Origin of the sequence: Breoghania sp. JC706, from assembly GCF_037026715.1 — a bacterium.
GTDB lineage: Bacteria > Pseudomonadota > Alphaproteobacteria > Rhizobiales > Stappiaceae > Breoghania.
In genome coordinates this window covers 507,104-530,263 of record NZ_JBANCG010000002.1, presented here as the reverse complement: position 1 = coordinate 530,263, position 23,160 = coordinate 507,104, and the positions used below count along the sequence as shown (strand labels likewise).

25 protein-coding genes are annotated in these 23,160 nt (G+C 66.7%); 12 read left to right on the top strand and 13 right to left on the bottom strand.

Annotated elements, in window-relative coordinates; genetic code table 11:
- Nucleotides 1-20 precede the first annotated feature (20 nt).
- From V2L18_RS05540 to V2L18_RS05530, 3 genes are all read right to left on the bottom strand, one after another.
- Nucleotides 21-581 carry a hypothetical protein gene (locus V2L18_RS05540; RefSeq protein ID WP_336176852.1) on the bottom strand — a complete coding sequence of 187 codons (561 nt, stop codon included), beginning with the start codon at nt 579-581 and terminating at the stop codon, nt 21-23.
- A gap of 520 nt (nt 582-1,101) precedes the next feature.
- Entirely contained in the window at nt 1,102-1,674 is a 573-nt protein-coding gene (hemG, locus tag V2L18_RS05535; protein ID WP_336176851.1) for a menaquinone-dependent protoporphyrinogen IX dehydrogenase, read from the bottom strand.
- Nucleotides 1,675-1,829: 155 nt separating this feature from the next.
- The gene (locus tag V2L18_RS05530) at nt 1,830-3,830 is read right to left on the bottom strand and encodes a DUF2336 domain-containing protein (protein ID WP_336176850.1); all 2,001 of its coding nucleotides are present in this window, start codon (nt 3,828-3,830) and stop codon (nt 1,830-1,832) included.
- A gap of 423 nt (nt 3,831-4,253) precedes the next feature.
- Between V2L18_RS05530 and V2L18_RS05525 the strand changes: the two genes are divergently transcribed.
- Nucleotides 4,254-4,442 carry a hypothetical protein gene (locus V2L18_RS05525; protein WP_336176849.1) on the top strand — a complete coding sequence of 63 codons (189 nt, stop codon included), beginning with the start codon at nt 4,254-4,256 and terminating at the stop codon, nt 4,440-4,442.
- 92 nt (nt 4,443-4,534) lie between these two features.
- Nucleotides 4,535-5,398, top strand: a complete 864-nt coding sequence (locus tag V2L18_RS05520; RefSeq protein ID WP_336176848.1) for a hypothetical protein — start codon at nt 4,535-4,537, stop codon at nt 5,396-5,398.
- 70 nt (nt 5,399-5,468) lie between these two features.
- Here the strand turns inward: V2L18_RS05520 and V2L18_RS05515 are convergent, their stop codons facing one another.
- Nucleotides 5,469-5,945: a YcgN family cysteine cluster protein gene (locus V2L18_RS05515; protein WP_336176847.1), complete on the bottom strand. Its 477-nt coding sequence runs from the start codon at nt 5,943-5,945 to the stop codon at nt 5,469-5,471.
- Nucleotides 5,946-6,203: 258 nt separating this feature from the next.
- Here V2L18_RS05515 and V2L18_RS05510 point away from each other — a divergent pair, with 258 nt between their 5' ends.
- The 3 genes from V2L18_RS05510 to V2L18_RS05500 are packed head-to-tail and all read left to right on the top strand — an operon-like array spanning nt 6,204 to nt 9,862.
- Nucleotides 6,204-8,552, top strand: a complete 2,349-nt coding sequence (locus V2L18_RS05510) for a PBP1A family penicillin-binding protein (protein ID WP_336176846.1) — start codon at nt 6,204-6,206, stop codon at nt 8,550-8,552.
- Nucleotides 8,553-8,555: 3 nt separating this feature from the next.
- A complete protein-coding gene (locus V2L18_RS05505; RefSeq protein ID WP_336176844.1) occupies nt 8,556-9,302 on the top strand; it encodes a DUF1214 domain-containing protein in 747 nt (248 codons plus the stop codon).
- On the top strand, nt 9,299-9,862 hold the full coding sequence (locus tag V2L18_RS05500) for a DUF1254 domain-containing protein (protein WP_336176843.1): 564 nt from the start codon (nt 9,299-9,301) through the stop codon (nt 9,860-9,862). The genes V2L18_RS05505 and V2L18_RS05500 overlap by 4 nt, the downstream gene beginning before the upstream one ends.
- Nucleotides 9,863-9,945: 83 nt before the next feature.
- On the opposite strand, the gene V2L18_RS05495 is transcribed toward V2L18_RS05500, so the two are convergent.
- The 4 genes from V2L18_RS05495 to V2L18_RS05480 all read right to left on the bottom strand — a co-directional run bounded on the left by V2L18_RS05495 (nt 9,946) and on the right by V2L18_RS05480 (nt 11,594).
- Complete coding sequence (locus V2L18_RS05495) at nt 9,946-10,467, bottom strand: DNA-binding protein (protein ID WP_336176842.1); 522 nt, start codon at nt 10,465-10,467, stop codon at nt 9,946-9,948.
- A 5-nt stretch (nt 10,468-10,472) separates the two neighbouring features.
- Complete coding sequence (locus tag V2L18_RS05490) at nt 10,473-10,739, bottom strand: hypothetical protein (protein WP_336176841.1); 267 nt, start codon at nt 10,737-10,739, stop codon at nt 10,473-10,475.
- Between the two features lie 71 nt (nt 10,740-10,810).
- The gene (locus V2L18_RS05485; protein WP_336176839.1) at nt 10,811-11,152 is read right to left on the bottom strand and encodes a DUF1491 family protein; all 342 of its coding nucleotides are present in this window, start codon (nt 11,150-11,152) and stop codon (nt 10,811-10,813) included.
- Between the two features lie 13 nt (nt 11,153-11,165).
- Entirely contained in the window at nt 11,166-11,594 is a 429-nt protein-coding gene (locus tag V2L18_RS05480; RefSeq protein ID WP_336176838.1) for a SufE family protein, read from the bottom strand.
- 110 nt (nt 11,595-11,704) lie between these two features.
- Here V2L18_RS05480 and V2L18_RS05475 point away from each other — a divergent pair, with 110 nt between their 5' ends.
- Nucleotides 11,705-11,869: a hypothetical protein gene (locus V2L18_RS05475; protein WP_336176837.1), complete on the top strand. Its 165-nt coding sequence runs from the start codon at nt 11,705-11,707 to the stop codon at nt 11,867-11,869.
- A 58-nt stretch (nt 11,870-11,927) separates the two neighbouring features.
- On the opposite strand, the gene V2L18_RS05470 is transcribed toward V2L18_RS05475, so the two are convergent.
- Nucleotides 11,928-12,398, bottom strand: coding sequence for a DUF5330 domain-containing protein (locus tag V2L18_RS05470; RefSeq protein ID WP_336176836.1), 471 nt, complete (start codon nt 12,396-12,398; stop codon nt 11,928-11,930).
- A 453-nt stretch (nt 12,399-12,851) separates the two neighbouring features.
- On the opposite strand from V2L18_RS05470, the gene V2L18_RS05465 reads away from it, so the two are divergent.
- Both V2L18_RS05465 and V2L18_RS05460 read left to right on the top strand, forming a co-directional pair.
- Nucleotides 12,852-14,693, top strand: coding sequence for an ATP-binding protein (locus tag V2L18_RS05465; protein ID WP_336176835.1), 1,842 nt, complete (start codon nt 12,852-12,854; stop codon nt 14,691-14,693).
- On the top strand, nt 14,693-15,469 hold the full coding sequence (locus V2L18_RS05460) for a peptidoglycan-binding domain-containing protein (protein WP_336176834.1): 777 nt from the start codon (nt 14,693-14,695) through the stop codon (nt 15,467-15,469). Before V2L18_RS05465 ends, V2L18_RS05460 begins: the two co-directional genes overlap by 1 nt.
- A gap of 138 nt (nt 15,470-15,607) precedes the next feature.
- Here V2L18_RS05460 and V2L18_RS05455 read toward each other — a convergent pair whose 3' ends face one another.
- Complete coding sequence (locus V2L18_RS05455) at nt 15,608-16,204, bottom strand: TetR/AcrR family transcriptional regulator (RefSeq protein ID WP_336176833.1); 597 nt, start codon at nt 16,202-16,204, stop codon at nt 15,608-15,610.
- A gap of 102 nt (nt 16,205-16,306) precedes the next feature.
- Here V2L18_RS05455 and V2L18_RS05450 point away from each other — a divergent pair, with 102 nt between their 5' ends.
- The 3 genes from V2L18_RS05450 to V2L18_RS05440 are packed head-to-tail and all read left to right on the top strand — an operon-like array spanning nt 16,307 to nt 20,462.
- Nucleotides 16,307-17,752, top strand: coding sequence for an efflux transporter outer membrane subunit (locus tag V2L18_RS05450; protein WP_336176832.1), 1,446 nt, complete (start codon nt 16,307-16,309; stop codon nt 17,750-17,752).
- 5 nt (nt 17,753-17,757) lie between these two features.
- Nucleotides 17,758-18,906: an HlyD family efflux transporter periplasmic adaptor subunit gene (locus V2L18_RS05445; protein ID WP_336177017.1), complete on the top strand. Its 1,149-nt coding sequence runs from the start codon at nt 17,758-17,760 to the stop codon at nt 18,904-18,906.
- 20 nt (nt 18,907-18,926) lie between these two features.
- Nucleotides 18,927-20,462, top strand: a complete 1,536-nt coding sequence (locus V2L18_RS05440) for a DHA2 family efflux MFS transporter permease subunit (protein ID WP_336176831.1) — start codon at nt 18,927-18,929, stop codon at nt 20,460-20,462.
- A gap of 40 nt (nt 20,463-20,502) precedes the next feature.
- Here the strand turns inward: V2L18_RS05440 and V2L18_RS05435 are convergent, their stop codons facing one another.
- On the bottom strand, nt 20,503-21,384 hold the full coding sequence (locus V2L18_RS05435; protein ID WP_336176830.1) for a DUF6456 domain-containing protein: 882 nt from the start codon (nt 21,382-21,384) through the stop codon (nt 20,503-20,505).
- Nucleotides 21,381-21,782, bottom strand: a complete 402-nt coding sequence (locus V2L18_RS05430; protein ID WP_336176829.1) for a helix-turn-helix domain-containing protein — start codon at nt 21,780-21,782, stop codon at nt 21,381-21,383. Before V2L18_RS05430 ends, V2L18_RS05435 begins: the two co-directional genes overlap by 4 nt.
- Nucleotides 21,783-22,011: 229 nt before the next feature.
- Here V2L18_RS05430 and V2L18_RS05425 point away from each other — a divergent pair, with 229 nt between their 5' ends.
- The gene (locus V2L18_RS05425; RefSeq protein WP_336176828.1) at nt 22,012-22,341 is read left to right on the top strand and encodes a hypothetical protein; all 330 of its coding nucleotides are present in this window, start codon (nt 22,012-22,014) and stop codon (nt 22,339-22,341) included.
- Nucleotides 22,342-22,610: 269 nt separating this feature from the next.
- On the opposite strand, the gene V2L18_RS05420 is transcribed toward V2L18_RS05425, so the two are convergent.
- Complete coding sequence (locus V2L18_RS05420) at nt 22,611-23,027, bottom strand: MucR family transcriptional regulator (RefSeq protein WP_336176827.1); 417 nt, start codon at nt 23,025-23,027, stop codon at nt 22,611-22,613.
- Nucleotides 23,028-23,160 lie beyond the last annotated feature (133 nt).

Genomic DNA, 23,160 nt, shown 5'->3' with positions numbered 1-23,160 from the left:
GACGGTCGATCTCGCGGGCGTCAAGGCTCGCTAGCAGCGCCTCGATCCGGGCTCTCGATGAGCGCCTCAAGGCGCTGCGCAAGGCTTCGGCGGAATTCGTCAAGGGTCCCGTCTCCTTCTGCGTCCGCCCCTTGCGCATTCGCGCCGGCCTCCCCGCCGCTCCACGCCGCATCGAGCGTCACGAGGCGGGAAAGCGTCTGGGCGAGCGTTGAAAGAAGCCTGGCATCGCGATCGTCGAAGAGCGTCTCGGCCGGCTCACCGTCGGCCCGCGCCTTCAGCCGGACGCCGAGCCGTTCCTCCAACTCGCCCACCTGACGCTCGAAGGCGCGGTAGAGCCGGGCCACCAGCTTCTCCCGCCGCGACCGGCTGTCGCCGGTACGGTACATCCGCGCCCCCTCGGCCCGAACCCAGCCGTTTTCCCGAGCATGATAGGTGAGCGTCCCGATCGCGATGCCGAGATCCCGGGCGATCTGCGTCTGCGGCATCTCCGCATCGCCTTCGTAGAGAAGCCGGGCTTTGGCGAGCGTCTCTTCATCGACACGGTTGCGCGTGCGCGCAGCAGCGGGTGGCTCTGCCGTCATGAAGACCTCGCGGTGAATGAAGGGAAACAGGAGCGTCGAAAGGGCCGGTTTCGGTGCAAGGGGCCCATCCTTCAAGACGGCCGCTTTGCGGTCTCCCGAGAGTCTGGCCCGTAAATGGTAACCGGTTCTTCACGTCGAAGTCTAAGCGCTTTCATACCCCTCCATCGTCATCACCCGGCGAAGTCCGGGTGATCCAGCACGTGCCCCGAATGCTGCGGCTGGAGGTGGATTGCCCGGACTTCGCCGGGCAATGACGGCGGTGGGGCATGAGCGTGAAAGGTTGAAAGCGCACACAACCCGCTACCATTTTCGGGCCAGACTTTGAGGAGGCCGCGAAGCGGCCGTCGCGAAGCGGCCGTCGCGAAGGATGGGCCACAATCGCCTTCCCGAACCGCGCAACGCAAGAAGTCCGGCCAGCCACCCGCATGAACCGGGAGCCCGCCAGGCGATTTATCCTCGCACCTGTCCGACGATGGCATGATGCTGCCAGATCAGCGTGACGCTGTCAAGGATTATTTTCCTATTTCTCGCAGGCGCTCTTCCCGCACAGCGTCCATATCCGTTCGGCAATCTCCGCCACCTGCTCCCAGTCGGTGTACTCGACCACGGCCGCCGGATCGGTCGGTCCGCCCGACATTTTAAGGATTAGCCGCATCATCCAGCGGTCGTACCAGCGATAGGCGGGATAGTTCAGCTTGCCGGCAATGGCAGCGGCAAGGGCCGGCGCGGCGTGGCGGCGTCTCAGCCAGCGCCTCAGATAGCCATTCGTTTCCGCCGATTGCCGATCCGGCTTTCGCGCCAGAAGGCACACCAGCAGGATCGCCAGCCGGTCGGGCGGAATGTCATGAAGATGCCGACGCAGGAACCGGTCGGCCTCGGGCAGCGGAAAGCCGTAGCGGATGGGTGCGACGACCACCGTGAAGTCGGCCCTGCCCACCTGCACCTTGTCACCCTCCGCCGCGCGCATATCCCCGCTGAGATCGATCATCGCGACATCGCCGGCACCGCCCTGCCCCAGCGCATCGCCCAGAACCCGGGCGATCTTGCGGGTCTGTCCGTCCCTGCTTGCAAAGAAGATGTCGATCCGGGCCAAGTCGCCGCCTCCGTCTGGCGGGGCCGCGCAGTGCCCGGTCTTGGGCCCCCGGACTTGGGCCTTTCCGGGCCCCGTCATCGCAAGGATAGGCCGCCTTCAGGCATCGGAAAACCGGGCCTGTGGCCGCAGCCGTTCGATCCGTGCGCGACGGTGCGTCAGACGATGTTTCTGAGAACCAGAACGCCGTCCTCGTCCACCGCGTTCTCGCGGGAGGCTTGGGAGGTGCGCACGATCGTGTCGCGGCGCGAGCGCATGGCGTCGTCGAGCACGGGCGCGTGGTGCGCGGATGGGCCGGCCGGGCGCACGGCCGGGCGCACGGCAGGTCGGGGCGCAAGGCCCGTCCATTGCCCGACCAGATGACGGGCGACGCGGATATCGAGATGCGCGCGCAGGGCGGCGAGTTCGCGCACCCGCGCCAGCGAGAACGCGGCGGGGCTGACCTGCAGCAGCATCGAGACGGTGCGCGAGGTGGGCAAGCCGATGGCGGCGGCGACGACAAGCAGCGGCTCCCCGCTCGGATCGGCGATGATCCGCTCGACGGTGGCTGCGGGAAGTTTCAGCGTTTGCGCCAGCAGTCCGCGCAGGGTTTCCATGTCACGATGGGCGGCCGTGCGCTCCAGACAGGCGACCAGTTCGGCATCGATCTTGGAGCGCATCCGCACGCGCGAGGCGGCTGCTTCGGCCAGTACGCGCGTCTGCGCGGCGGCAATGGCATCCATGCGCGCGGCGGCATCCGCGTTCAGGAACCGGTCAAGCGCGGGCGCGGCGACGGCAGGCTCGCCCCTGCCGGCAAGCCGCTCGCGGATGATGCCCTGAATTTCCCTCGCCCCCACCGCTGCGGCTTTCGCTTCGGGAGCAAAATCCGGGCCCACGGGCCGCGCCGGCGCCTTGCCGGGCGCGGCGGCATAGCCCGGCGTCGGCGCGGTGCGGCCGGCGCGCGGGGCAAGGGTCGTCCCCGGCTGCACGGTGCGCTCCTCACGCGCGGAGACGGGCGCAACCATCGGCTCGGGACGGGGCGGAGCGCGAAACACGACCTGCGAAGCGGCGGACGCGGCCGGACGCTCCGGCATCCGTTCGTCGGCCGGCGCCGGGTCTTCGACCAGCTCTTGCGACTCTGGCGGCTCTTGCGACTCTGGCGCGCTCGCGACGACAGGCGGGCGGCGGCGCAAGCCGAATTCGGCGCGCGCAGGCGGTTCGTCATCGCCGGCCCCGGAAATCTGTTCGTCCACCGACATCCGCGCTTCGCGCTTTTCGGCCGCAAGCGCGCGCACCACCTCGGCCAGAACCTTGCCGCCGGTCAGGATCTCGGAGAAATCGGGAGCGATCTTGTCGGTGTAGTCGCGCCCGGTATCGGCTTCGGGCGCCGCATTACGTTCGACGCGGACGACATCCGCCGCCCAAACGTGCGAACCCGATGCGGCATCGGTCTCAGCCCGAAGTTCGCCCATTGCGGGCTGCGGAGCTTCGCTCGCCCTTATCTCGTTGGCGGGAATCTCGCCGTCGGGCGTTAGAACGTCTGCCGTCGCAGTTTCGGATCTCCCGGGTTCGCGGGAGGCCGGCGCCCCTGTTCTTCCGCCGGGCCGCGCCATGTCCTTCAGCGCCTGCAACACCGCATCGGCGCCTGCGGCACGCGCGCGCAGTGCAGCGTCTTCCTCATCCGGCTCATCCGCCTCATCCGGCGCGGCGGATGCGGCCACCTCGACTTCGCCCGGCTCAGGTTGGGCCAGCTCCACCGTCGCGGCGGGCGCGCGGCGAACGACGCGGGTGGTTTCCTCGGGCCCGGGGCTTTCGGCCGCCTCATCGCTTGGCAGAACGGAGGCCTCCGCATCGCTCTCGTGGCGACGCAGGGCGGTCAGCACCTTGTCGGAAACATCGTTGCGCAGCGAAATGGCGCGGCGTATGGCGCCGGGGCCGCGGCCGATGGCGGCGATCAGGTCGCAGTCGCTGAGAACTTGCGAATAGGCGAGCACCCGGTGGGCGACGGAGACGTCCTCGTCCTGCGCCAGCCGCAGCACGCAGTCATGCGGCGCGAAGGCGCAGCGCGACAGGAGCGTCGCGACCTGACGGCGCTCGCTCACCGGCGTGCCGTCGACATATTGCCGGAAAAGCTCCGCGTAGACGTGGCGCTCGATCTTGGTCGGCGCGTCGCCTGCCACGAACAGTTCCGTGGCGGCAAGCAAAAGCTGGGTTTTGCGTGTCCGGACGTCCGCCTGCACGAGTGACCCGACGCCTTTCGGTGTGGTGTAGCCTGTCATGGAGCCGAGTACGCAAAACTTTGAAAACGACCACGGGATTGGTGGCTAAAATTGCGCTGAAAGCGTTAGCGATCGATTAACCACGACGCGATCGGCCGCATTATTTGTGCGCCGCTCCTGCCGCGACGGACTCCGATACCGCAAAACCGCGGAATTCCGCTGCGTAGAAACCCGCGCGGGGTCCGCAATTAAGGTTCCGTTAACCATCGCGCCGGCCTAATGTTAAGGTGCAGGTAACGGATGCGGCCGGTCTGACAAGGCCGGGCGCGGGCCCGATCCAGGCCCCTTTTTCCGTTGCGCAAGCGATCGGTGACGGAGGACTGAATGGGCACCTTGCTGGACTTTTCCGCAGCCGCCCGGCCTCGCAGGCCGAGCCGGGCCAGGCGGCCCGAAGGGGATGCGAAGATCCTGGCCTTCCCCGGCGTGCGCCTGGACAGGCTGGCAGTTGATCTTGCCGCGCGAATCCGGAAAGTGGCAAAGGACACCGGCGGCACCGCGCAGCCGGAGGCCTGAGCGGTCGCGCGTTAGCTACGGACCGGCCTTGAGCCGACGGGCTTTTTCCGGGCGGGCGAAGGATGCGGCTGGAACACGCCGTTGAGGACTCGATGCAAGACACGATGCGGCGGCCGGCACGGGCCGCGCCGACGATCCCGTCCTTGAGGGCTGTTCTGGCAGCGGTTCTGATTGCGGGCCCCGCGCTTGTCCTGCTCGCGGGCTGCGCCCGGCCGACCGGCGATTTCGGCCGCGCACGCACCGACCTCGTGCATGACGAGATCCTGCCGGAGGCGGGCCGCGTCCTGGCCGCCAAGCGCGGCGAGCCCTCCTCCACCTTCAACCTCACCGATAAGGAAGAGGAGCTGCGCGACCGCGCCTGGGCGCTGATCCGCCCCGCCTCCGCCCGCGACTGGGTGGACGCCACGGCGGCCGAAGCCCAGCGCACGCGCATCATCAAGCCGATCGACGACAAGCTCGATCCGCGCATCTATTACATGTACCTGCGCTCCGACAAGTTCACCTCCTCGGAGACCCGCTACGAGCGCGTGATCTCCGACATGTCCGGCGACAGCGAGCTTGTGCGCCCGTTCTGTCGGCTGGCGGTGGAAGTGGAGGATGCCGACACCGAACGGCTCAACGCCATGAACCGGCGCCCCGACCTGAAGCCGGAGGAATATGCCGGCTCCGTCGCGCGGGTGAACGAGAACCGCGAGATCGTCGCCTGGGTCAAGCGGGCGCTGAAATTCCGCCTCGTCGCCTACCGCCACGCCATCGACCGGCTGGAGATCGAGACCCCGTCGCAAAAGCGCGTGTGGGATGCCAACACCGCCTGGCGCTATCTGGCCGGCGAGGTCGCCTTCGCCGACCAGGGCTGCCGCGAGACGCGCAAGTTCGACGCGCAGATGGAAGGCAAGGCCCGCAAGTCGCGCATCTACACCCACTGGGGCAATGAGCGACCGGCCCCGGTGAAGTGAGGCGCGATCGGCCGTCGGACCTGCGGCTTATCCTTCGGGACTTCCCCCGAAACGCAAAGCGCGGCGCGCCTCACCCCTCCTCCAGCGGCCAGTCCACCAGGTGATTCTCGTAATCCTCCAGCGCCATGCCGTCCTCCGGAACGGTGCGGCCGCGGACCGATATGCCGGCCTCGTGCACCGTATCCGGCGAGCCGGAGACCAGCGGATGCCACCAGTAGAGATCGCGCCCCTCCGCCACCAGCCGGTAGGCGCAGGTCGGCGGCAGCCAGGTCAGGGTGCGCACCTCTTCCGGCGTCAGACGCACGCAGTCGGGAACGGTGGCGGCGCGGTTGTCATAGTCGCGGCAGCGGCAGCTCTCGCCGTCGAGCAACGTGCAGGCGACGTTCGTCCAGGCGATCTCGCCCGTCTCCCAGTCCTCCAGCTTGTTCAGGCAGCAGCGCGCGCAGCCGTCGCACAGCGCCTCCCACTCCTCACCCGAAAGCTCGTCGAGGGTCTTGTCGCGCCAGAACGGGTGTCCGGCCGGCTCGCTCGCGTTCGTTCTCGTCATCTTGTCGCTCTCGCTCGCGCCGAAGCGCGCCGTATCTTGGCATGTCCGCTCCAACCGGCTATTTGAAATGTGTCGTTTTGGCATCGTCCGCTTGCCGATCGACACCTGCGCACCGCTTCTTAACGCCTTGGCGTATTTCATGGGCGCCCCGGCCCGTCCTATACTGTCCGGCACCGCATTTGGGAACGCGCCTTCGTCGATAAAAGGCCGCGGCCCGCAATGCGCCTTTACCGTTCGCATCGATGAAAGCCTGAAACGTTGAGCGAGAACGAAACCGATCAGCCCGGCAGCCGGAGCGGCACCCCGGACGCGCCCGAAGGCGATAACCCTCGCGACGGCGCCGCGCCCAGCCCCGTATCCGGGCGCAAGAAGCGCCGCTGGTCGCAGCGGCTGCTGGCAGCCGACGCCTGGATCGACAGCTCCGTCTGGCGCGTGGGCCATGTCCTGCGCCGTGCCATCGAGGGTTACTCGATCTGGCTGCGCCGTTTCCGCGTCAAGGGCTTCGCGCGTCTGGCCAATGAACTGGCCTGCGACGGGCTGACCTTCGGTCTCGGCGGCTTCATCCTGCTGCTGGCGCTGGCGCAACCCGCCTTCCAGGCCACGCGCAAGGCCGACTGGAAGACCACCAACGATTTCGCCGTCACCTTCCTCGACCGCTACGGCAACGAGATCGGCCGGCGCGGCATCCTGCTCAACAACTCCGTGCCGCTGGAGGAATTGCCGGACTATCTGGTCAAGGCGACGCTCGCCACCGAGGACCGCCGCTTCTTCTCCCATTTCGGCATCGACGTGCTCGGCACCTTCCGCGCGCTGGTCGCCAACCTGCGCGCCAACACCGTGGTGGAAGGCGGCTCGTCCATCACCCAGCAGCTCGCCAAGAACCTCTTCCTGTCGAACGAGCGCACGCTCGACCGCAAGATCAAGGAAGCCTTCCTGTCGATGTGGCTGGAGGCGAACCTGACGAAGCGCGAGATCCTGAAGCTCTATCTCGACCGCGCCTACATGGGCGGCGGCACCTTCGGCGTGGGGGCTGCGGCGGAGTTCTATTTCGGCAAATCGGTGCGCGACGTGACGCTTGCCGAGGCCGCGATGCTGTCCGGCCTCTACAAGGCGCCGACGAAATACGCCCCGCACATCAACCTGCCCGCAGCCCGTCTTCGCGCCAACGAGGTGCTGACGAACATGGTCCAGGCCGGCTTCATGACCGAGGGCCAGGTCATCGGCGCGCGCCGCAACCCGGCCACCGCGATCGACCGCTCCAAGGGCGAGACGCCGGACAATTTCCTCGACTGGGCCTTCGACGAGGTGAAGCGGCTTGCGCCCGGCAACGACCGCATCCTGACAGTGCGCACCACGCTCGACCCGGCGTTGCAGTCGCAGGCCGACCGGGCCATCACCTCCACCCTGCGCCAGTACGGCCAGGAGCGCCATGTCGGCCAGGGCGCGCTCGTCTCCGTCACCACCGACGGCGCGGTCAGGGCGATGGTCGGCGGCCACGACTACGGCGCCAGCCAGTTCAACCGCGCGGTCGATGCGCTGCGCCAGCCGGGCTCCTCGTTCAAGCCCTTCGTCTACATGACGGCGTTCCTCAACGGCTATTCGGAGAACTCCATCGTTCCCGACGCGCCCATCACCATCGGCGGCTGGAGCCCGCGCAACTACGGCCGCTCCTATCACGGCGCGGTGACCTTGAAGCAGGCGCTGACCCATTCCTACAACACCGTGCCGGTGCGGCTCGCGCAGGCGGTGGGCAAGGACAAGATCATCGCCACCGCCAAGAAGATGGGCATCCGCTCGGAGCTGGAGAAATCGATCGTCATCGCGCTCGGCGTCTCCGAGGTGACCGTGCTCGACATGGCCGGCGCCTATGCCGCCTTTGCCAGTGGCGGCTACAAGGCGACGCCCTATGCCGTGCTGGATATCAAGAATTCCGAGGGCAAGACCATCTGGAGCCACGACCGCGACGGCGTGAAGCCCGAGCGCATCCTGCCGCTGGACAAGGTGGAGGAGATGAACGACGTGCTGCACAACGTGGTCGAGCACGGCACCGGCCGGCGCGCGATCATCGACGGCGTCGTCTCCGCCGGCAAGACCGGCACCACCCAGGCCTATCGCGATGCGTGGTTCGCCGGCTACACCGGCAACTACTGCACCGTCGTGTGGTTCGGCAACGACAACTACACGCCCACAGCCCGGGTCACCGGCGGCAGCCTGCCGGCCATGACATGGCAGAACTACATGCGCTTTGCGCAGGCCGGCGTCGAACAGAAGCCGCTTCCTGGCGTGGACGCAGCCCCGGCCGACGCCAAGGTCGCAAGCGCCGCCTCGGGCGACGACAGCCAGCCCTTCGGCGCCAATCCGCGCCTGCTCACCAGAGAAGGCACAGAGGTGCTGCAACGCATTCAGGCGCTCTTCCGCGATGCCGCTCCCCTGCCCCCGCCGGACGGCCGGCGTCAGGCCTTTGCGCCGCCGGTGCGCGATGTCGGGCCCGGCAGGGCACCCGGCTCCCCGATCGGGACCGGTTCCACACGGGCCCGTGCGACGGGCCCGAAATCGGCATCGTCATCGGTTCCCGGCCTTTCAAGTGTTTCTGGCGAGGTGAACTAGGCCATGGCCCTCGTCGATACCTCGCATACCCCCATCCGGCGGCTCGCCGGAGCGTTTTCGCGCGCCCGGCGCAAGGGTCGGGACGAGCGCACCGAGCGCCGCGTCGACGGCATTCGCCCCACCTCGCGGCGCGACAACTGGCGCATCGACGATCTGCCGAAGCCGCCTGCGGCCCGCCTTTTCCTGCCCAACATGCTGCTGGCGGTCACCGTCGCGCTCGTCACCGGCATCGGCTCGGCCTATCTCGCGGTGGACCGGGGACGGCTGTTCGGCGAGGTCAAGCTCGGCCAGTGGACCGCCTACCCCACCGCCGGCACGCCCGACGCCGACCCCTATTCCGCGGCGACGACGGCGCGCACCGGCCAGATCCCGCTCGGCAAGGGCGAGGGCCTCGCCTTTTTCGCCGACCGCGACAACGCCGGCAACCGGCTGGTGCCCGCCTGCGATTACCGGCTGGTCGGCCAGACGCCGCCGGGCCGGCTGTGGACGCTGACCTCCACCGACGTTCACGGCCACCTGATGAAGACTGAGGCCGGCCGCGTCGCGCTCGACAGCCGCGACATCGTGCGCCGGCCGGACGGTGATTTCGAGATCGCGGTGGCGACCCACGCGCGGCCGGGAAACTGGCTGCCGGTGGGGAGTGACGGCCCGCTGACCCTGGTGCTCCGGCTCTACGACACGCCGCTGACCACCGGCTCCGGGCTGGCGGAAATCGCCATGCCTGAGATCATCAGGGGGCACTGTTCATGACCCGCGGTGGCCTCATCAGGACCGGGCTCTGGCTCTTGGGCGGGCTGATGCTCGGCGGCATCATCCACATCGTCGCCGTCATTCTGGTGCCCGACTTCACCACCGACGACGCCTGGACGCGGCTGGCGACGTTCGGCCCCGATGCGCAGTTCAACGTGCTGCCGGCGGTGGAACCGGGGGCGGAGCCCCTGCCGATGCTGGACCCCAGCATGGCGCACGCGGTGTGCCGCTTCACGCTGGACGACGGCCCGGTGCGGCTCGATGCGACGATCCCGGACACGTTCTGGTCGTTCTCGCTGTTCAACCGGCGGGGCGAAACGACCTATTCCTTCAACGACCGCACGTCGGGCGAGGGCAAGCTCGCCATGCTGGTTCTGACGAGTTCGCAGCTTTCGATGCTGCGCGAGAACCCGCCGGACGATCTCGACAGCCTAATCGTCATCGAGACGGAGGACGACCACGTCTTCGCGCTGCTACGCGCCTTCGTCCCCGACAAGCGCCGGGAAAAGGCGATCGATGCCGCGCTCGGCCGGGCCAAATGCGCGCAGGAGAAGGTTTGAGGGGAACCGCCGGGTCGGCTTGAAGTGCAACCTGGTATGGCTCATTCGCCAGGCGAATGAGCCATACCAGGTTGCATCAGGATTTACGCAATCTGCCGCTCAACGTCTTGCGGTACAATCCCGCCGTACCGCCTCGTTTCCTTTGCCAAATTGACCTCCAGCGTCGCCATTGCCGTGTCGCGTAATGCCGGATCGGGTTCATAGCCCTTGCGTGCCACAAGCCAGTTCAAAACATCGCTTAGGTGCCACAAGGCGCTCTTGCCCTCGTGCACCGGCAGCGGGAAATCGCCGTTTTCCAGCATCAGTTTGCGGACGTATTGACGCGACACGCCCATCACCTCGGCGACATCGGTCAAGCCGACGAAGTCGGGCGAAGCCTCCACCAGTGTCGCAGTCGGAATGGCCGCCTTGACGTCGCCAAGGGCACTGAGTACCGCGCTCCGCGCATCGTCCGCCTCACGAGTGAAATCAAGGGCCAGCCGGCCGACGACGCCGATGCCGACAAGGGCGTCGGTGCACCCGTGTTCCCCGAGCCGCTCGACAACAGCGTCCGGATCACGATCATCGTCTGCAAGACGGTATTTGAGGGTGAAGGTGTATTCCATGACGCTCACTCCTCCTCGTCGTCTCCGTTGCGAGCACGTGCGGTGCAATTGTCGACGACACGCCGCAGCTTCTTCGCTTCGTTCCCGGGATTCTTCGGGGTGCTCCAGATGCTGGTTATGCAGAATTCACCGCAGCGGCAATCTTCGTCGTTGATTGGGCAATACATCTTGCCCCAGGCATGACTGCCGCCTACCTCGATCCGCCAGCCGTGGGCCTCGGCATATCTGAGGGCAGCTTCAATTTCCTTCTTTGGATGCGACTTCCGCGCCATCGCCGCCTTCCGCAATATATTAATCGAAGAAAGGTTGTCAATTGACAACCTTTCTGGATCCTGTTTCTTGCCTACTCCGCCAGATCGAGAAAGTGCCGGCCCTCGCGGTCCTCGATGTCGAGCACCCAGAAATCCGGGTCCATGCGGGCTTCGCGCTCGAACTTTTCCTGAACATCGAGCGGGCTCAGCCCCTTGCCGAGACATTCGAACCGGCGCTCGCCGCTGGTTTCCTCGTCGAAAAAGCTCTGCGGAGCCGGGCCATAAAGATCGATCGTACCGTCGAGACGGTCAACGCGGACGAAGATCGCGCCGGCTTCCGCAGCGCCCTTGCGCACCACGGCCGCGAAGGCGCCCTCGATGAAGACGCGGCGGACATGGGCGGAAACCCAGAATTCGGAGGTTAATCGTGCCACGGAGCGCGCCGGATCAGGCGGCGGCAAGCGCCGCGTCCGCATCGCGGCGGATGCGGTTGACCATCGAGGTCAGGCCGTTGGAGCGCTGCGGCGTCAGGTGTTCGCGCAGGCCGATCCGGTCGAATGTGGCCTCGATGTCGAGGTCGTGGATCTCCTTGACGGACTTGCCGGAAACCAGCGTCAGCAGAATCGCCACCAGGCCGCGCACGATATGGGCGTCGCTGTCGCCGCGATAGGAGAGCCGGATCCGGCCGTCGGCATCCTTCTCCACCGTGCTTGCCAGCCACACCTGGGAAACGCAGCCCTGCACCTTGTTGGCGTCGGTGCGCTCGTCCTCGGGCATGTCGGGCAGCTCGCGGCCAAGCTCGATCACATAGCGATAGCGGTCTTCCCAGTCTTCCAGGAACTCGAAATTCTCGATGATCTCGTCGATGTCAGTCATGCCGCAACCGCGCTGTTGGCTCTGCCCGCCGCCCCGGCGCCTGAGCCGGGCGCGGCCTCTCCCTTCCGACATATAGGCTTGCCGGCGGCGAGGCAAACGATGGCGGGGCAATGGCCGTCAAAAAGAAAAAACGCCGCAAGCGGCCAAAAGAAAAAACGCCGCAAGGGGAAAGGGCAGACACCCCCTGCGACGTTGGCAGGATGAACCCGCCTGAGTTGATGTCCGTCGATCCGGATCCGAAACGCGTTTCCGCATCCCGCCCGACGGCCACGTGATTGGAATTACAGGCTTTTCTGCCGACAAAGGCAAAGACCCCGGGGACGCAGCGATGCGTCAGGCCGGCTTGTCCTGCGGCAGCGGCGGCACCCAGGCCGGGGCGCGGTCGCGAGCGGTCAGGGTGCCGGTGTCGACAGAGTCCTGTGCGTTCGGGACCTGTGCGTTGATCTTGCCCGGATAGCGGCTTGCGACCGGCGCGGTCTGCCCGGCATCGCCGATGGAGCCGGTGGCGGTGGCATCCGGCGCAGCCGCATCGGGGCTGCGGCCTTCGGGGTCGAGATACTGGTAGATCATCCGCGCTCCGGTGCGCGCCTTCGCGCCGAAAACCTCCAGCGCGGCACCGCCGGTCTCGCAGGCGATGGAGTTGCGCTCGCAGAACCGTGTCATGTCGACATAGGTCTGCTGCGCGGCGCCCAGCGCCTGCAAAGCGGAGATTTGGGTCTTGTCGTTATCCCCGGTCGAGGCATCGGCGGGGATCAACAGGATGACGAGCGACAGCCAGAAGGCGGTCCGGAGAAGGAAAAACATGACGCAGCCCTTTGTTCAGTCTTGCGGGAGCCTGCTCGTTTTTATGGCGGGCTTTCCCGGTACGACTGGAGGCTAGCAACAAGACGCCAAGACGCCGTTTCGTCGGGCGATGCGATTTTCGACAAATGCGAAGCGAATTCGAGGCAAATTCGACTAAAATTTTAATCGAATGCGAAAGGCCCGCGAAAACCGTGGCGAAGCGGGAGAATCGGACGCCTGGGAAGCGGTTTAGGCCGGTCTTCCGCGGGCCTCGATCGGCCCCTTGAAATCGGCTTTTTTCGCCGCATCGCAGCCTTGCCCACGCAAAATTGGGCACGTGGCTACCCGTTGCATAAGTACAATCGCGCAATTGTCGCATCGCGCTTTAGCGTTCCTTAAGTCGTTGCTGCCATCATCCTTCCCACACTCACGATGAGGGACGGTGTCCGCATATCCGGCATCGGATTCAAGGCTTTGCGTAGTATCGAGTTCATAGCCTCCACCGGGGCCACCGCGGCGGCCTCTGCCGGGCGTTTCCTCGACGGTCTGGTGCACCCCTGCGCCGCCGCCGACAGCATGACGCGCGGACGGCATCGGTCCTTCATCGCCGCCAACCTGACGGCGGGCGCGCTGGCGCTGTTCGCGCTGCCGCTGCATCTGGCGTTCACCGGCGGGATCTCGCTGCCGCAGGCGCTGGCATTCGCCTGGCTCGCCGGCCAGATGCCCATCGCCATGTACCTTTCCTATTCGGGCAAGCTGGAGACGGCGCACGCGCTGTCGGCCGCGCTGTTCTCGTGCTTCATCGGCTGGATGGCCTTCGTGACCGGCGGGCTCGATTCCGTCGCCCTTGTCTGGCTCGCCATCGTGCCGCTGGAGGCTGCGCTCTCACGCTCGCGCAAGGTTATCGGACTGGCCACCCTGTCGGCTGCCAGCGTCGTCGGACTGCTGCTGCTGGCCCGCGACACCGGCGTCGATGCAGGCCCCTTCGCCGCCGACTGGGCGAGCGATCAGGTGCGCACGCTGGCGATTCTCGGCGGTCTTCTCTACGCGCTGCTCGTCGCCTTCCGGGTGGAATGGTCGGGCGCCGATGCGGAGGTGATCGCAACCGAGCGCGAGGCCCGCTACCGCCTTGTCGCGGATAACGTTTCCGACGTCATCACGCTGCATTCGCAGGATGGCGACACGCTGTTTGCCACCCCCTCCATCCGCTCGCTGCTCGACCTCTCGGTCAACGAGGCGACCGGCGACGGCCTGTTCCAGCGCGTTCACGTCGCCGACCGGCCGGGCTTCCTGACCACGCTCAACGACGCGGCGCGGCAGAAGGTGTCGAAATCCCTGCAGTTCCGTGCGCGCCGCGGCCCGTCCAAGCCGGGCGAAAGCGGCCAGCCGAGTTATGTCTGGCTGGAAATGCGCTGCCGGCCGCTCGGCTATGAGGAAATCATTGACGGCGAGGCCGCGGTCGTTGCGGTGACGCGCGACATCACCCGCTACAAGGCGCACGAGGAGGAACTGGAGGAGGCCCAGCACGATGCGGAGGCCGCCAGCGCCGCCAAGACGCGCTTCCTCGCCAATGTCAGCCACGAGCTGAGAACCCCGCTCAACGCGATCATCGGCTTTTCCGACATCCTGCGCCAGTTCACGCCCGAGCAGCTGCCGCCCGAGCGCCAGCGCGAGTACGTCGATCTCATCCACGCGTCCGGCCAGCATCTGCTGCAGGTCGTCAACGACATCCTCGACATGTCGAAGATAGAGACCGGCAATTTCGAACTCTGCGTGGAACCGTTCCGCCCCGCCCTCTGCATCGGCGAATGCATCGACATGATGCGCCAACAGGCCGCCAGCCGCGAGGTGGCGATCCATCTCGACGTGCCGGAAAGCCTGCCCGAGCTCGACGGCGACCGGCGCGCCTGCAAGCAGATCTTCATCAACCTGATCTCCAATGCGATCAAGTTCACCAAGTCCGGCGGCGCGGTCACGGTCTCGGCCCGGCGCCATGGCGCCTGGGTGGACGTTCAGGTGCGCGACACCGGCGTCGGCATCGCCGCCGAGGATCTCGCCCGCCTGGGCACGCCGTTCCTCCAGATCGACAACGGCTACGACCGCCGCCACGAGGGCACGGGCCTTGGCCTGTCCGTGGTCAAGGGGCTGGTGGCCCTGCACGGCGGAGAGGTCCATTTCGAGAGCACGGTCGGTGTCGGAACCTGCGTCTCGGTTCGCCTGCCCGCGCACCTGCCGGTGGCCGACATGCGCGAGGTTGCCGCTAGGGAGCCCTCCGGCAGGAACGCGGGGCGCGGAACGAAAACGATGGTGGCGTAATGCGGCGCGAACCGAGCTTCAACGGCAACAGGGCCCAGTCTTCCGGCCAGGCGCGCCGGCCGGCAAACCGCGGAGCCGGGGCAGCCGTGCTCAAGGCCACGGGCGTGGCGCTCGACAATCCGGTGGCTGCCGGCGGATCTCTGGTGATGCTGCTTACCGCAAGCCTGATCGTCGCCAACGCGCTTTCCTTCCAGCCGGGCAAACACCCCGCGCCGCTCTTCTCCACCCGGCAGAGCGCCGTTGCCGAGGTGCAGCCGGACCGGCCGCAGCCCTCGGAACTCGTGACGGATCTGCAGAATTCGCTGAAGCGCATCGGCTATTACGACGGCCCGGTGGATGGGCTGAACGGCCCGCGCACCGAAGACGCGATCCGTGCCTATGAACGCGCCTCGGGCCTGGCAGAAACCGGACGTCCGAGCCACGCGCTGCGCGCCCGGCTGATTCTGGAGGACGTGGCGCTGCCGCGCGCAGCTCCCCCCGCCCCTTCGGCCGCCCCCGCGTCGCGTCCCTCGGCACCGGTGCCCGTGCCGCCGGCCGAAGTCGGCACGACCGGTTCGATCGGACCGCAACTGTCGCGCGACACGATCCGCTCCGTCCAGAAGCTGCTCGCCAGTCTCGGCTATGGTCCGCTGAGCGTGGACGGGCTGATGGGCGGGGAGACCGCCAGCGCGGTGCGCCGCTTCCAGCTCGATCGCGGCATGCCCATCGACGGGCAGTTGGACGCCCCGGTCATCGCGGCGCTGGAAAAGGTCTCAGGTACGAAAATCCCGCGGTAACGGCCAAGCGCGCCATACTGCGAGAAGCCAAGAGCTATTCGCAGTCGGACGGAAGCAGGTCGCCCATCCTCCTTATCCGTTAAGTCATGAACTGCTCCAGGATCGCTCGCATCGCTGCCCGGAACGACCTGCCGCGATTCACGCGGCTGCGCGGTAAGCCTTGAGAAACACGTCCACCGCCGCGTCCGCCGCGTCCGCCGGATCGATCATGGGATCGCGGCCAAACAGAACCGGCTCAAGAATACCCGCTTCCAGAAGCCCCTTGAGATGGTATGCCGCCCTTAGCGGTTCACCGGGGATCAGGATGCCGCGGCCCATCAGCCGCCGCAGATAATCCGCGACTTCATCCCACGCCCGCCGGGGACCCAGTTCATAGAGTTCAGCGCCCAGAGCGCTGTCCACGCCCTCGCCGATTGCGATGCGGATGGAGGACAGCAGCTCCGGTGTTCTCATGAAGGCGACGTAACGCTCGCCGAAGCCCCTCAACGTGGTGCCGACGTCGCCTTCCTCGTCGAGCAGCGACATCATCTGCCCGCCCTTTTCCTCCAGCGCCTCCGTCATGACGGTCGCGAACAGGGCTTCCTTCGACTTGAAGTAGCCGTAGAGCGTCGCCTTCGAGCCGCCAAGGCGAGCGGAAATGGCGGACATGCTCGCCCGCTGGTAGCCCAGTTCCTCGAAGATCTCGGCAGCGGCAGCCAGAATCTCCTGTCGCTTGGCATCGGTCTTGGTGCGCATCGGCCTCTCCATTCCTGTACATACCCGTACATTTTTCGCTTGACTCGCGCAAGGTTGCACTGCAAAAAAAACCGTACAGTACGGTTATATCGGTTAAAAACGATGCCCTCAAAATGCCTGGCGCCGGCGCTCACGACCGGCGCCCTTTTCGGCTTGAGCCTGACGCTGGCGGGATGCATAAGCGCCGGCGACAGGCGAGATCTGCCGCAACCCGCGCCGCTCAGTGCCTATGCCGCCGCCAAGTCGCTGGCCGGCCGCGACGTGCCTTGGCCGTCGGACGCGTGGTGGACGAGTTACCGCGACCCGCAGCTTGGCGTTCTGATCCGCGAAGGCCTGCGCGACGCGTCGCAAATGCAGGTTGCGGCGGCGCGTCTGGCGCTCGCCCAGGCCGCCATCGGCCCCGCCAAGGGCGCGCTGATGCCCACCCTCAATGCCTCCGCCAAGGTCGATCAGGAGCGGCAGTCCTACCACTATCTGATCAACCAGGCCGCCGTTCCCCAAGGCTGGAACGACGGCGGATTGGCCAGCCTCGATTTCAACTGGGAAATCGACTTCTGGGGCAAGAATCGCGCCGCCCTAGCCGCCGCAAGGGGCGAAGCGCAGGCGGCGGCCGCCGAGGCCGCCGCCACCCGGCTGACCGTCTCCACCGGCATCGCGGAAGCCTACGCCCGGCTTGCCGCACTCTATGCCGAGCGCGATGCCACAGTCGATGCCATCCGCGTGCGCCGGAAAACGGTGGAGCTGATCTCCGACCGCTTTCAAAAGGCGCTGGAGAACGAAAGCGCACTGGAGCGCGTCCGCTCGGCGGAAGCCACGGCGGAAGCGGAACTCGCGGCCGTCGACGAGCGGATCGAGCTGGCCCGCAACGCGCTTGCCGCGCTTGTCGGCGCGGGGCCCGACCGCGGGCTTTCGATCAAGCGTCCGAGGGCGATCGGCGGCCAATTCACGGGCGCGCCAAAGGACTTGCCGGTCAACCTCATCGGCCGGCGTCCCGATATCGTCGCCGCGCGGGCCCGGGCCGAGGCCGCGTCCAAGCGGATCGACGAGGCTGTGGCCGCCTACTACCCCAACATCAATCTCGCCGCCGCGATCGGCAGGCAGGTGCTTAACCTCGACCTGCTGTCGAACGGCAATTCCACATTCGGCTCCGTCGGTCCCGCCATCTCCCTGCCGATCTTCGACGGCGGACGCCGCAAGGCCGCCAAACGCAGCGCCGACGCCAATTACGTGATCGCGGTGGCGACCTACGACGAGACACTCGTCACCGCGCTGCATCAAGTCGCCGACGCCGTGACCAGCCAGCGCCACCTGACCCGCCGCCTCAGCGAAACCCGGCGCTCCGCGCAGGCGGCGGAGAAGGCCTACGACATCGTCAAGAACCGCTACGAGGGCGGCCTTGCCACCTATCTCGAAGTTCTCTCCGCCGAAGACGCCCTGATCAGCGCCCGGCGCGCAACGGCCGCCCTGCGGGCACGGTCTTTCGCGCTCGACGTCGCGATGGTGCGCGCGCTCGGCGGCGGTTTCCGCAATCCGGAGAAGGTATCGTGAACGACATGTCCAAGATCAAACCCGGCGACGAGGTCGATATCGACGCGGCGCTGGCGAACAGGGCCCGGCGCGCCAAGCGCGGAAAGCTGTTTCTCGGGCTTGTTGCCGTCATCATTGCGGGCGGCGGCGGCTACTATGCCTATGACGTGCTCTACGCCTCCCGACACGCGATCACCGACAATGCCTATGTGGGCGCCGACATCGCGCCGGTGACGCCGCTCGTCGCCGCGCCGGTGGCCGAGGTGCTGGTCGGCGACACGCAGCACGTGAAGAAGGGCGACGTTCTCGTCCGGCTCGACGACACGGATGCGAAGCTGCATCTGGCCGCGACGGAAGCCGCCTATCAGAGCGCTGTCCGCCGGGTGAAGAGCTACGAGGCCAACGACCGCAATCTCACGGCGCAGATACGCGGCCGGACGGCGGATCAGGCGCACGCGCAAGCCGGCCTCGCCTCGGCCCAGGCCGCCTTCGACAAGGCCAAGGTCGACTACGACCGCCGCCAGGCGCTTGCCGGCAACGGGTCGGTTTCCGGCGACGAACTGACGGCGGCCGAAGCCGCCTTTCAGACGGCAAGGGCCGATCTCGATGCCGCCAGGGCCACGCTCGACGCCGCGAAGGCCGCGCGCGATGCGGCCGAAGGCGCGCAGGCGGCAAATGCTGCGCTGATCGACAACGTTTCGGTGGACCAGAATCCGGAAGTTCTGGCGGCAAAGGCCGCACGCGATCAGGCGCAGGTGGACCTCGACCGCACCGTCCTTCGCGCCCCCGTCGACGGCGTGATCTCGCAGCGACAGGTGCAGGTCGGCCAGCGGGTCCAGCCCGGCATGACGCTGATGGTGGTGGTGCCGATCAGCCGGGCTTATGTCGATGCCAACTACAAGGAAGTGCAGCTGGCCCATGTGCGCAAGGGTCAGAAGGTGTCGCTGGTGTCCGATCTCTACGGCTCGGACGTGGAATTCCACGGCACCGTCCTCGGCTTTTCCGGCGGCACCGGCTCGGCCTTCTCCATGGTTCCGGCCCAGAACGCGACCGGCAACTGGATCAAGGTGGTGCAGCGCCTGCCCGTGCGTATCGCGCTCGATCCGAAGGAACTTGAGGCCCATCCGCTGGAGGTCGGGCTTTCGATGACCGCCGATATCCACCTCAACGACTGACCCCCGCAGAGGCATTTCCCATGTCCGCGACCTCCGAGGCCGGCGCGGCGCCGCTTGCCGGCACCAAGCTGATCATCGCCGCGCTTGCCATCGGCACCGGCAACTTTCTGGTGGTGCTCGACAGCACCATCGCCAACGTCTCGGTGCCGACGATCGCCGGTTCCCTCGGCGTGTCCAGCTCGCAGGGCACCTGGGTGATCACCTCCTACGCCGTGGCGGAGGCGATCACCGTGCCGCTCACCGGCTGGCTGGCGATGAAATTCGGCGGGCTGCGCACCTTCATCGCCTGCTACTTCGGCTTCGCGCTGGTCTCGCTTTATTGCGGCCTGACCAACTCGCTGGAATCGCTGATCGTCGGCCGCATCCTGCTGGGCCTCACGGGCGGTCCGATCATGCCGCTGTCGCAGATGCTGCTGGTGAAGATCTTCCCGAAGGAGAAGGCGACGGCCGCCTCCGTGCTGTGGGCGATGACATCGCTGATCGGTCCGATCGCCGGACCGATCCTCGGCGGCATCATCTGCGACAACTACGGCTGGGAGTGGATCTTCTTCATCAAGGTGCCGATCGCCATCATCGGCGGACTGATCATCATCGCGCTGATGCGCGGCCAGCCGGATCCGACGAAAAGCGCCCGCATCGATGCCGTCGGGCTCGGACTTCTCATCGTCTGGGTCGGTTCGCTGGAGATATTGCTGGAGGAAGGCCGCGACAAGGACTGGTTCTCCTCGCCCTTCATCTGCACGCTGGCCGTCATCGCCGCCGTCGGCTTCGTCGCCTTCCTGATCTGGGAGCTGACGGAAGAACATCCGATCGTCGATCTGAGGATCTTCCGGCATCGGGGGTTCACGGCCGCCGCGGTCACCTTCGCCGGCGGGTTCGGTGCCTTCTTTGCCTCCATCGTGATCCTGCCGCTGTGGCTGCAGCAGAACATGGGCTACACGGCCACATGGGCCGGTTACGCGACCGGACTGATGGGCGTGCTGGCACTCCTATCGGCGCCCATCGTCGGCAAGGCCAACGAGGTGTTCGACCCGCGCATCATCCTGTCGATCGGCATCGCCGGCCTTGGCGCCATGACCGCCTGGCGGATGAGCTTCAACGGCGACGTCACCTTCTGGCAGATGGCGTGGCCGACATTGCTGACCGGTCCCTTCATGGTGATGTTCTTCGTACCCGTCACCGATCTGGCGCTCGCCACCGTGGAACCGCACGAGCAGGCCAATGCGGCGGGCCTGTCGAATTTCATGCGCACGCTCGCCGGCGCCTTCGCCACCTCGCTGGTGCAGACCGGCTGGCAGAACGCGGCGCGCGTCAACCAGACCGAACTCGTCAACGCCATGCCCAACGCCAACCGGGTGGTGGGGGAGATGATGGCGCAGGGCGGGCTGTCGCAGGATCAGGCGGTGGCGAGCCTCACGCAGATGGTCTCGCACCAGAGCGTGCTGCTCGCCACCCTCAACATGTTCGGTGTCATCACCATTGTCTTCCTGTTCGCCGCCCTGCTGCCGTGGCTGGCGCCGCGACCGAAAGGCCACACGCATTACGCAGGTCACTGAGAGGTATTGAGAGAAAGGCGGGCACGGCGCCCGCCCCTTCTCATGCGCCCTTTCCCCCATCGCCCCCGCGATCGAGGCGCGGGCGGTAGCCTTCCGCGCCCCAGTGACGGGTGCGCGCGTCGGCGCCGCCCGTCGCCACGTCGCCGAGGCCGTAGTGCCGGGCCAGACCCGACAGCGCCATGGCGAGCACCAGCTTGCCCGAACGCGCCGGCCATGCATGGCGCCGTTCCAGCGCCTCCAGCCCCTGCAATTCACAACAGACATCGACCAGGACGCCTGACAGCTCCGGCCCGACGGCGACAAGCGCCCGGTGCACCCGCTCGCGGGCATCGAGCGCGGCATCGGACAGGTCGGCAATGCCGCCGCTGGCGCCAGAGCGCTTGCGATCGTGATGCACGCTGTCGCCCCAGTTGGCGGTCACGCGGGCGATGAAACGGGCGCGCGTGTAATCAGCGCGCAATCGCTCGCCCGCCGAAAGCTGCGCCGGCGTGATCCACGGCCGGCCGTTCGCCCGCCTGCGGCTTGCAAGCCAGGCGAGCGGGCTTTCCGACAGATCGACAGTCACCGCCATCCGGCCGCCGTCATCGTCGGCAACCGTGGCGCCCGCCGTTTCCCGGTGCTGGTCCGCAAACCCGTCCCCGCCGGCCAGCGCGCGACGCAGCCAGGCGCGCCCTTCCGCGCTCGAACGCACCGATCCGCCAGCCCCCTGCTGCAGAAGCCCGTCGGCAAGCATCTTGCGGTAAAGCCGGACGGGCACCTCAACGGTTCTGGCCCCGGCTCCGTCCCGGGCTGAAAGCGCCAGGCGGACTGTATCTGCCTCGATGCTCGCGTGCGCCGCCGATCCCGCCAGCGCCTTCATGAGCCGGATGATCGCGCGCCGGGCTTGCGCCGCGCTGCGCGCCACGCCTGCCGCCGGGCTCAATTCATCGTCTCCCAGCGGCTGTCGGCGGCTTGCGCGCAGGCGCAGGCAGCCCTCTCGATCGCGGCCAGCATACCGTCGAAGGCCGGATCGTCGCGACGGTCCTCCACCATCCGGCAGGCATGGCCCGCCGTGGTGCGATCACGGCCGAACCGCCGCCCGACCTCGGTCAGGGAAAGGCCGAAACTGACATGCGCGACATACATCGCAATCTGGCGCGCGAACGCCACGGTTGCCGAGGACCGTGTCGGTGCCGTGAGCGCATCCGGTGCGACGCCGAAGACGGCTGCGACAGTGATCTGTATCAAATGACAGTTCACCGCACTTTCCACCATCGCGTGATACGGGGAAACCTCGCACATGTGCTCCGTCGGCAAAGTGTGGACATGCCCGCTAACCATTGAGCCCCTCCCTCATCGCAAAATTACAATCGGCAATTGCAGTCAAAGTGTAGGAATTGATACCTACATACTTTTAGAGCGCCGAAAGGGAGTGGGGATAAGTTTCCTGCCTTGGTTAACCGGAAGCGCCTGACGGAGAAGGGAATTAGCGCGGCGCGCCGACCTTATTCCCGCCGCTGCCGCCGGTGGCATCGTTGACGCCTCACGCAAACACTGGAGGTGTCGACAGATGACGCAAGGCAGGGACGGAAACAGCAATGGAGCCGACAGCGACGAAGTGCGCAAAGAGGCCCTCAGACAGCGCACGCTTGCGCGACTGATCGGCGGAGAAACCAGCGAAGGCGGCGCATCGCAGCGGCTCGTCGTGGCCCGCCTCGCGCGGGCACTACGTGGCGAACGGCGTCGCGGGCTGGCGGGGCACTGGACCTACGATCTCAACCGCCACATCGCGCTCCTGCAAGCCTATCGAGCGGAACGGGCCCTGCTGAAGCCGACCGGGGACAGCAGGTTGTCCCCGCCCCCCGAAGCATCCGGAAGCGCAACGGCAAGCGGGGAGTAAGGAGCTTTCGGCCGGCCAGTCCTGCCCAATCCCGGCCCGCCAAAGCCGTGTTGCGCCGACGCAGTGCGCGAAGCCGGAGCTGCGGACACCGGATCCGGGTCCAGGTCCGCGAAATGCGCGGCACACGACGCACTCTCACCTGCGCACAAAAGAAAACCGCGACGCAAGGCGCCGCGGTTTTCACTGAACAGACATTCCGCCGGTACGGGAGGAAACGGGCGGCATCCAATCACCGCACCGGCCTGCCGGCATGAACTGCCTTGCCGGGCTTACTTGCCGCGGCGACGCTGCTGGCCGAGGCCCATCTTCTTGGCGAGATCCGAACGGGCGGCCGCGTAGTTCGGCGCAACCATCGGATAGTCCGCCGGCAGGCCCCACTTCTCGCGGTATTCTTCCGGAGTCATGTCGTAATGGGTGCGCAGGTGACGCTTGAGCGACTTGAACTGCTTGCCGTCTTCCAGACAGATAATATAGTCCGGCGTAACCGACTTCTTCACCGGAACGGCCGGCTTCAGCGGCTCGGGCTCCGGCTCGCTCACGACACCGCTCGTCTTCTGCAGCGCGCCGTAGACTTCATTGATCAGCTGAGGAAGATCCGTCGCCGGAACGGTGTTGTTGCTCACATAAGCGGAGACAATGTCGGCCGTCAGGTCGATCAGGTTGTCGTCGGTCGCATTTTCCGTCATTTTTCACCCGTTTGTTGTCTGACTTCTTGCTCTTCGGCTCAGAGATTCTGGCCTCGACACTGCCTACCGCAACCACCCAGGAATACCGAACTTCGGCCTTTACTGAGCTTCAAGTCGATTCCAAACTCTCGAT

Excerpts from the sequence above, each read along its gene's own strand:
- V2L18_RS05540 (WP_336176852.1), bottom strand. The coding sequence starts at position 581 with ATGACGGCAGAGCCACCCGCTGCTGCGCGCACGCGCAACCGTGTCGAT.
- V2L18_RS05525 (WP_336176849.1), top strand. The coding sequence starts at position 4,254 with ATGGGCACCTTGCTGGACTTTTCCGCAGCCGCCCGGCCTCGCAGGCCG.
- V2L18_RS05520 (WP_336176848.1), top strand. The coding sequence starts at position 4,535 with ATGCAAGACACGATGCGGCGGCCGGCACGGGCCGCGCCGACGATCCCG.
- V2L18_RS05515 (WP_336176847.1), bottom strand. The coding sequence starts at position 5,945 with ATGACGAGAACGAACGCGAGCGAGCCGGCCGGACACCCGTTCTGGCGC.
- V2L18_RS05505 (WP_336176844.1), top strand. The coding sequence starts at position 8,556 with ATGGCCCTCGTCGATACCTCGCATACCCCCATCCGGCGGCTCGCCGGA.
- V2L18_RS05500 (WP_336176843.1), top strand. The coding sequence starts at position 9,299 with ATGACCCGCGGTGGCCTCATCAGGACCGGGCTCTGGCTCTTGGGCGGG.
- V2L18_RS05495 (WP_336176842.1), bottom strand. The coding sequence starts at position 10,467 with ATGGAATACACCTTCACCCTCAAATACCGTCTTGCAGACGATGATCGT.
- V2L18_RS05490 (WP_336176841.1), bottom strand. The coding sequence starts at position 10,739 with ATGGCGCGGAAGTCGCATCCAAAGAAGGAAATTGAAGCTGCCCTCAGA.
- V2L18_RS05480 (WP_336176838.1), bottom strand. The coding sequence starts at position 11,594 with ATGACTGACATCGACGAGATCATCGAGAATTTCGAGTTCCTGGAAGAC.
- V2L18_RS05475 (WP_336176837.1), top strand. The coding sequence starts at position 11,705 with ATGGCCGTCAAAAAGAAAAAACGCCGCAAGCGGCCAAAAGAAAAAACG.
- V2L18_RS05470 (WP_336176836.1), bottom strand. The coding sequence starts at position 12,398 with ATGTTTTTCCTTCTCCGGACCGCCTTCTGGCTGTCGCTCGTCATCCTG.
- V2L18_RS05460 (WP_336176834.1), top strand. The coding sequence starts at position 14,693 with ATGCGGCGCGAACCGAGCTTCAACGGCAACAGGGCCCAGTCTTCCGGC.
- V2L18_RS05455 (WP_336176833.1), bottom strand. The coding sequence starts at position 16,204 with ATGCGCACCAAGACCGATGCCAAGCGACAGGAGATTCTGGCTGCCGCT.
- V2L18_RS05450 (WP_336176832.1), top strand. The coding sequence starts at position 16,307 with ATGCCCTCAAAATGCCTGGCGCCGGCGCTCACGACCGGCGCCCTTTTC.
- V2L18_RS05445 (WP_336177017.1), top strand. The coding sequence starts at position 17,758 with ATGTCCAAGATCAAACCCGGCGACGAGGTCGATATCGACGCGGCGCTG.
- V2L18_RS05440 (WP_336176831.1), top strand. The coding sequence starts at position 18,927 with ATGTCCGCGACCTCCGAGGCCGGCGCGGCGCCGCTTGCCGGCACCAAG.
- V2L18_RS05430 (WP_336176829.1), bottom strand. The coding sequence starts at position 21,782 with ATGGTTAGCGGGCATGTCCACACTTTGCCGACGGAGCACATGTGCGAG.
- V2L18_RS05425 (WP_336176828.1), top strand. The coding sequence starts at position 22,012 with ATGACGCAAGGCAGGGACGGAAACAGCAATGGAGCCGACAGCGACGAA.
- V2L18_RS05420 (WP_336176827.1), bottom strand. The coding sequence starts at position 23,027 with ATGACGGAAAATGCGACCGACGACAACCTGATCGACCTGACGGCCGAC.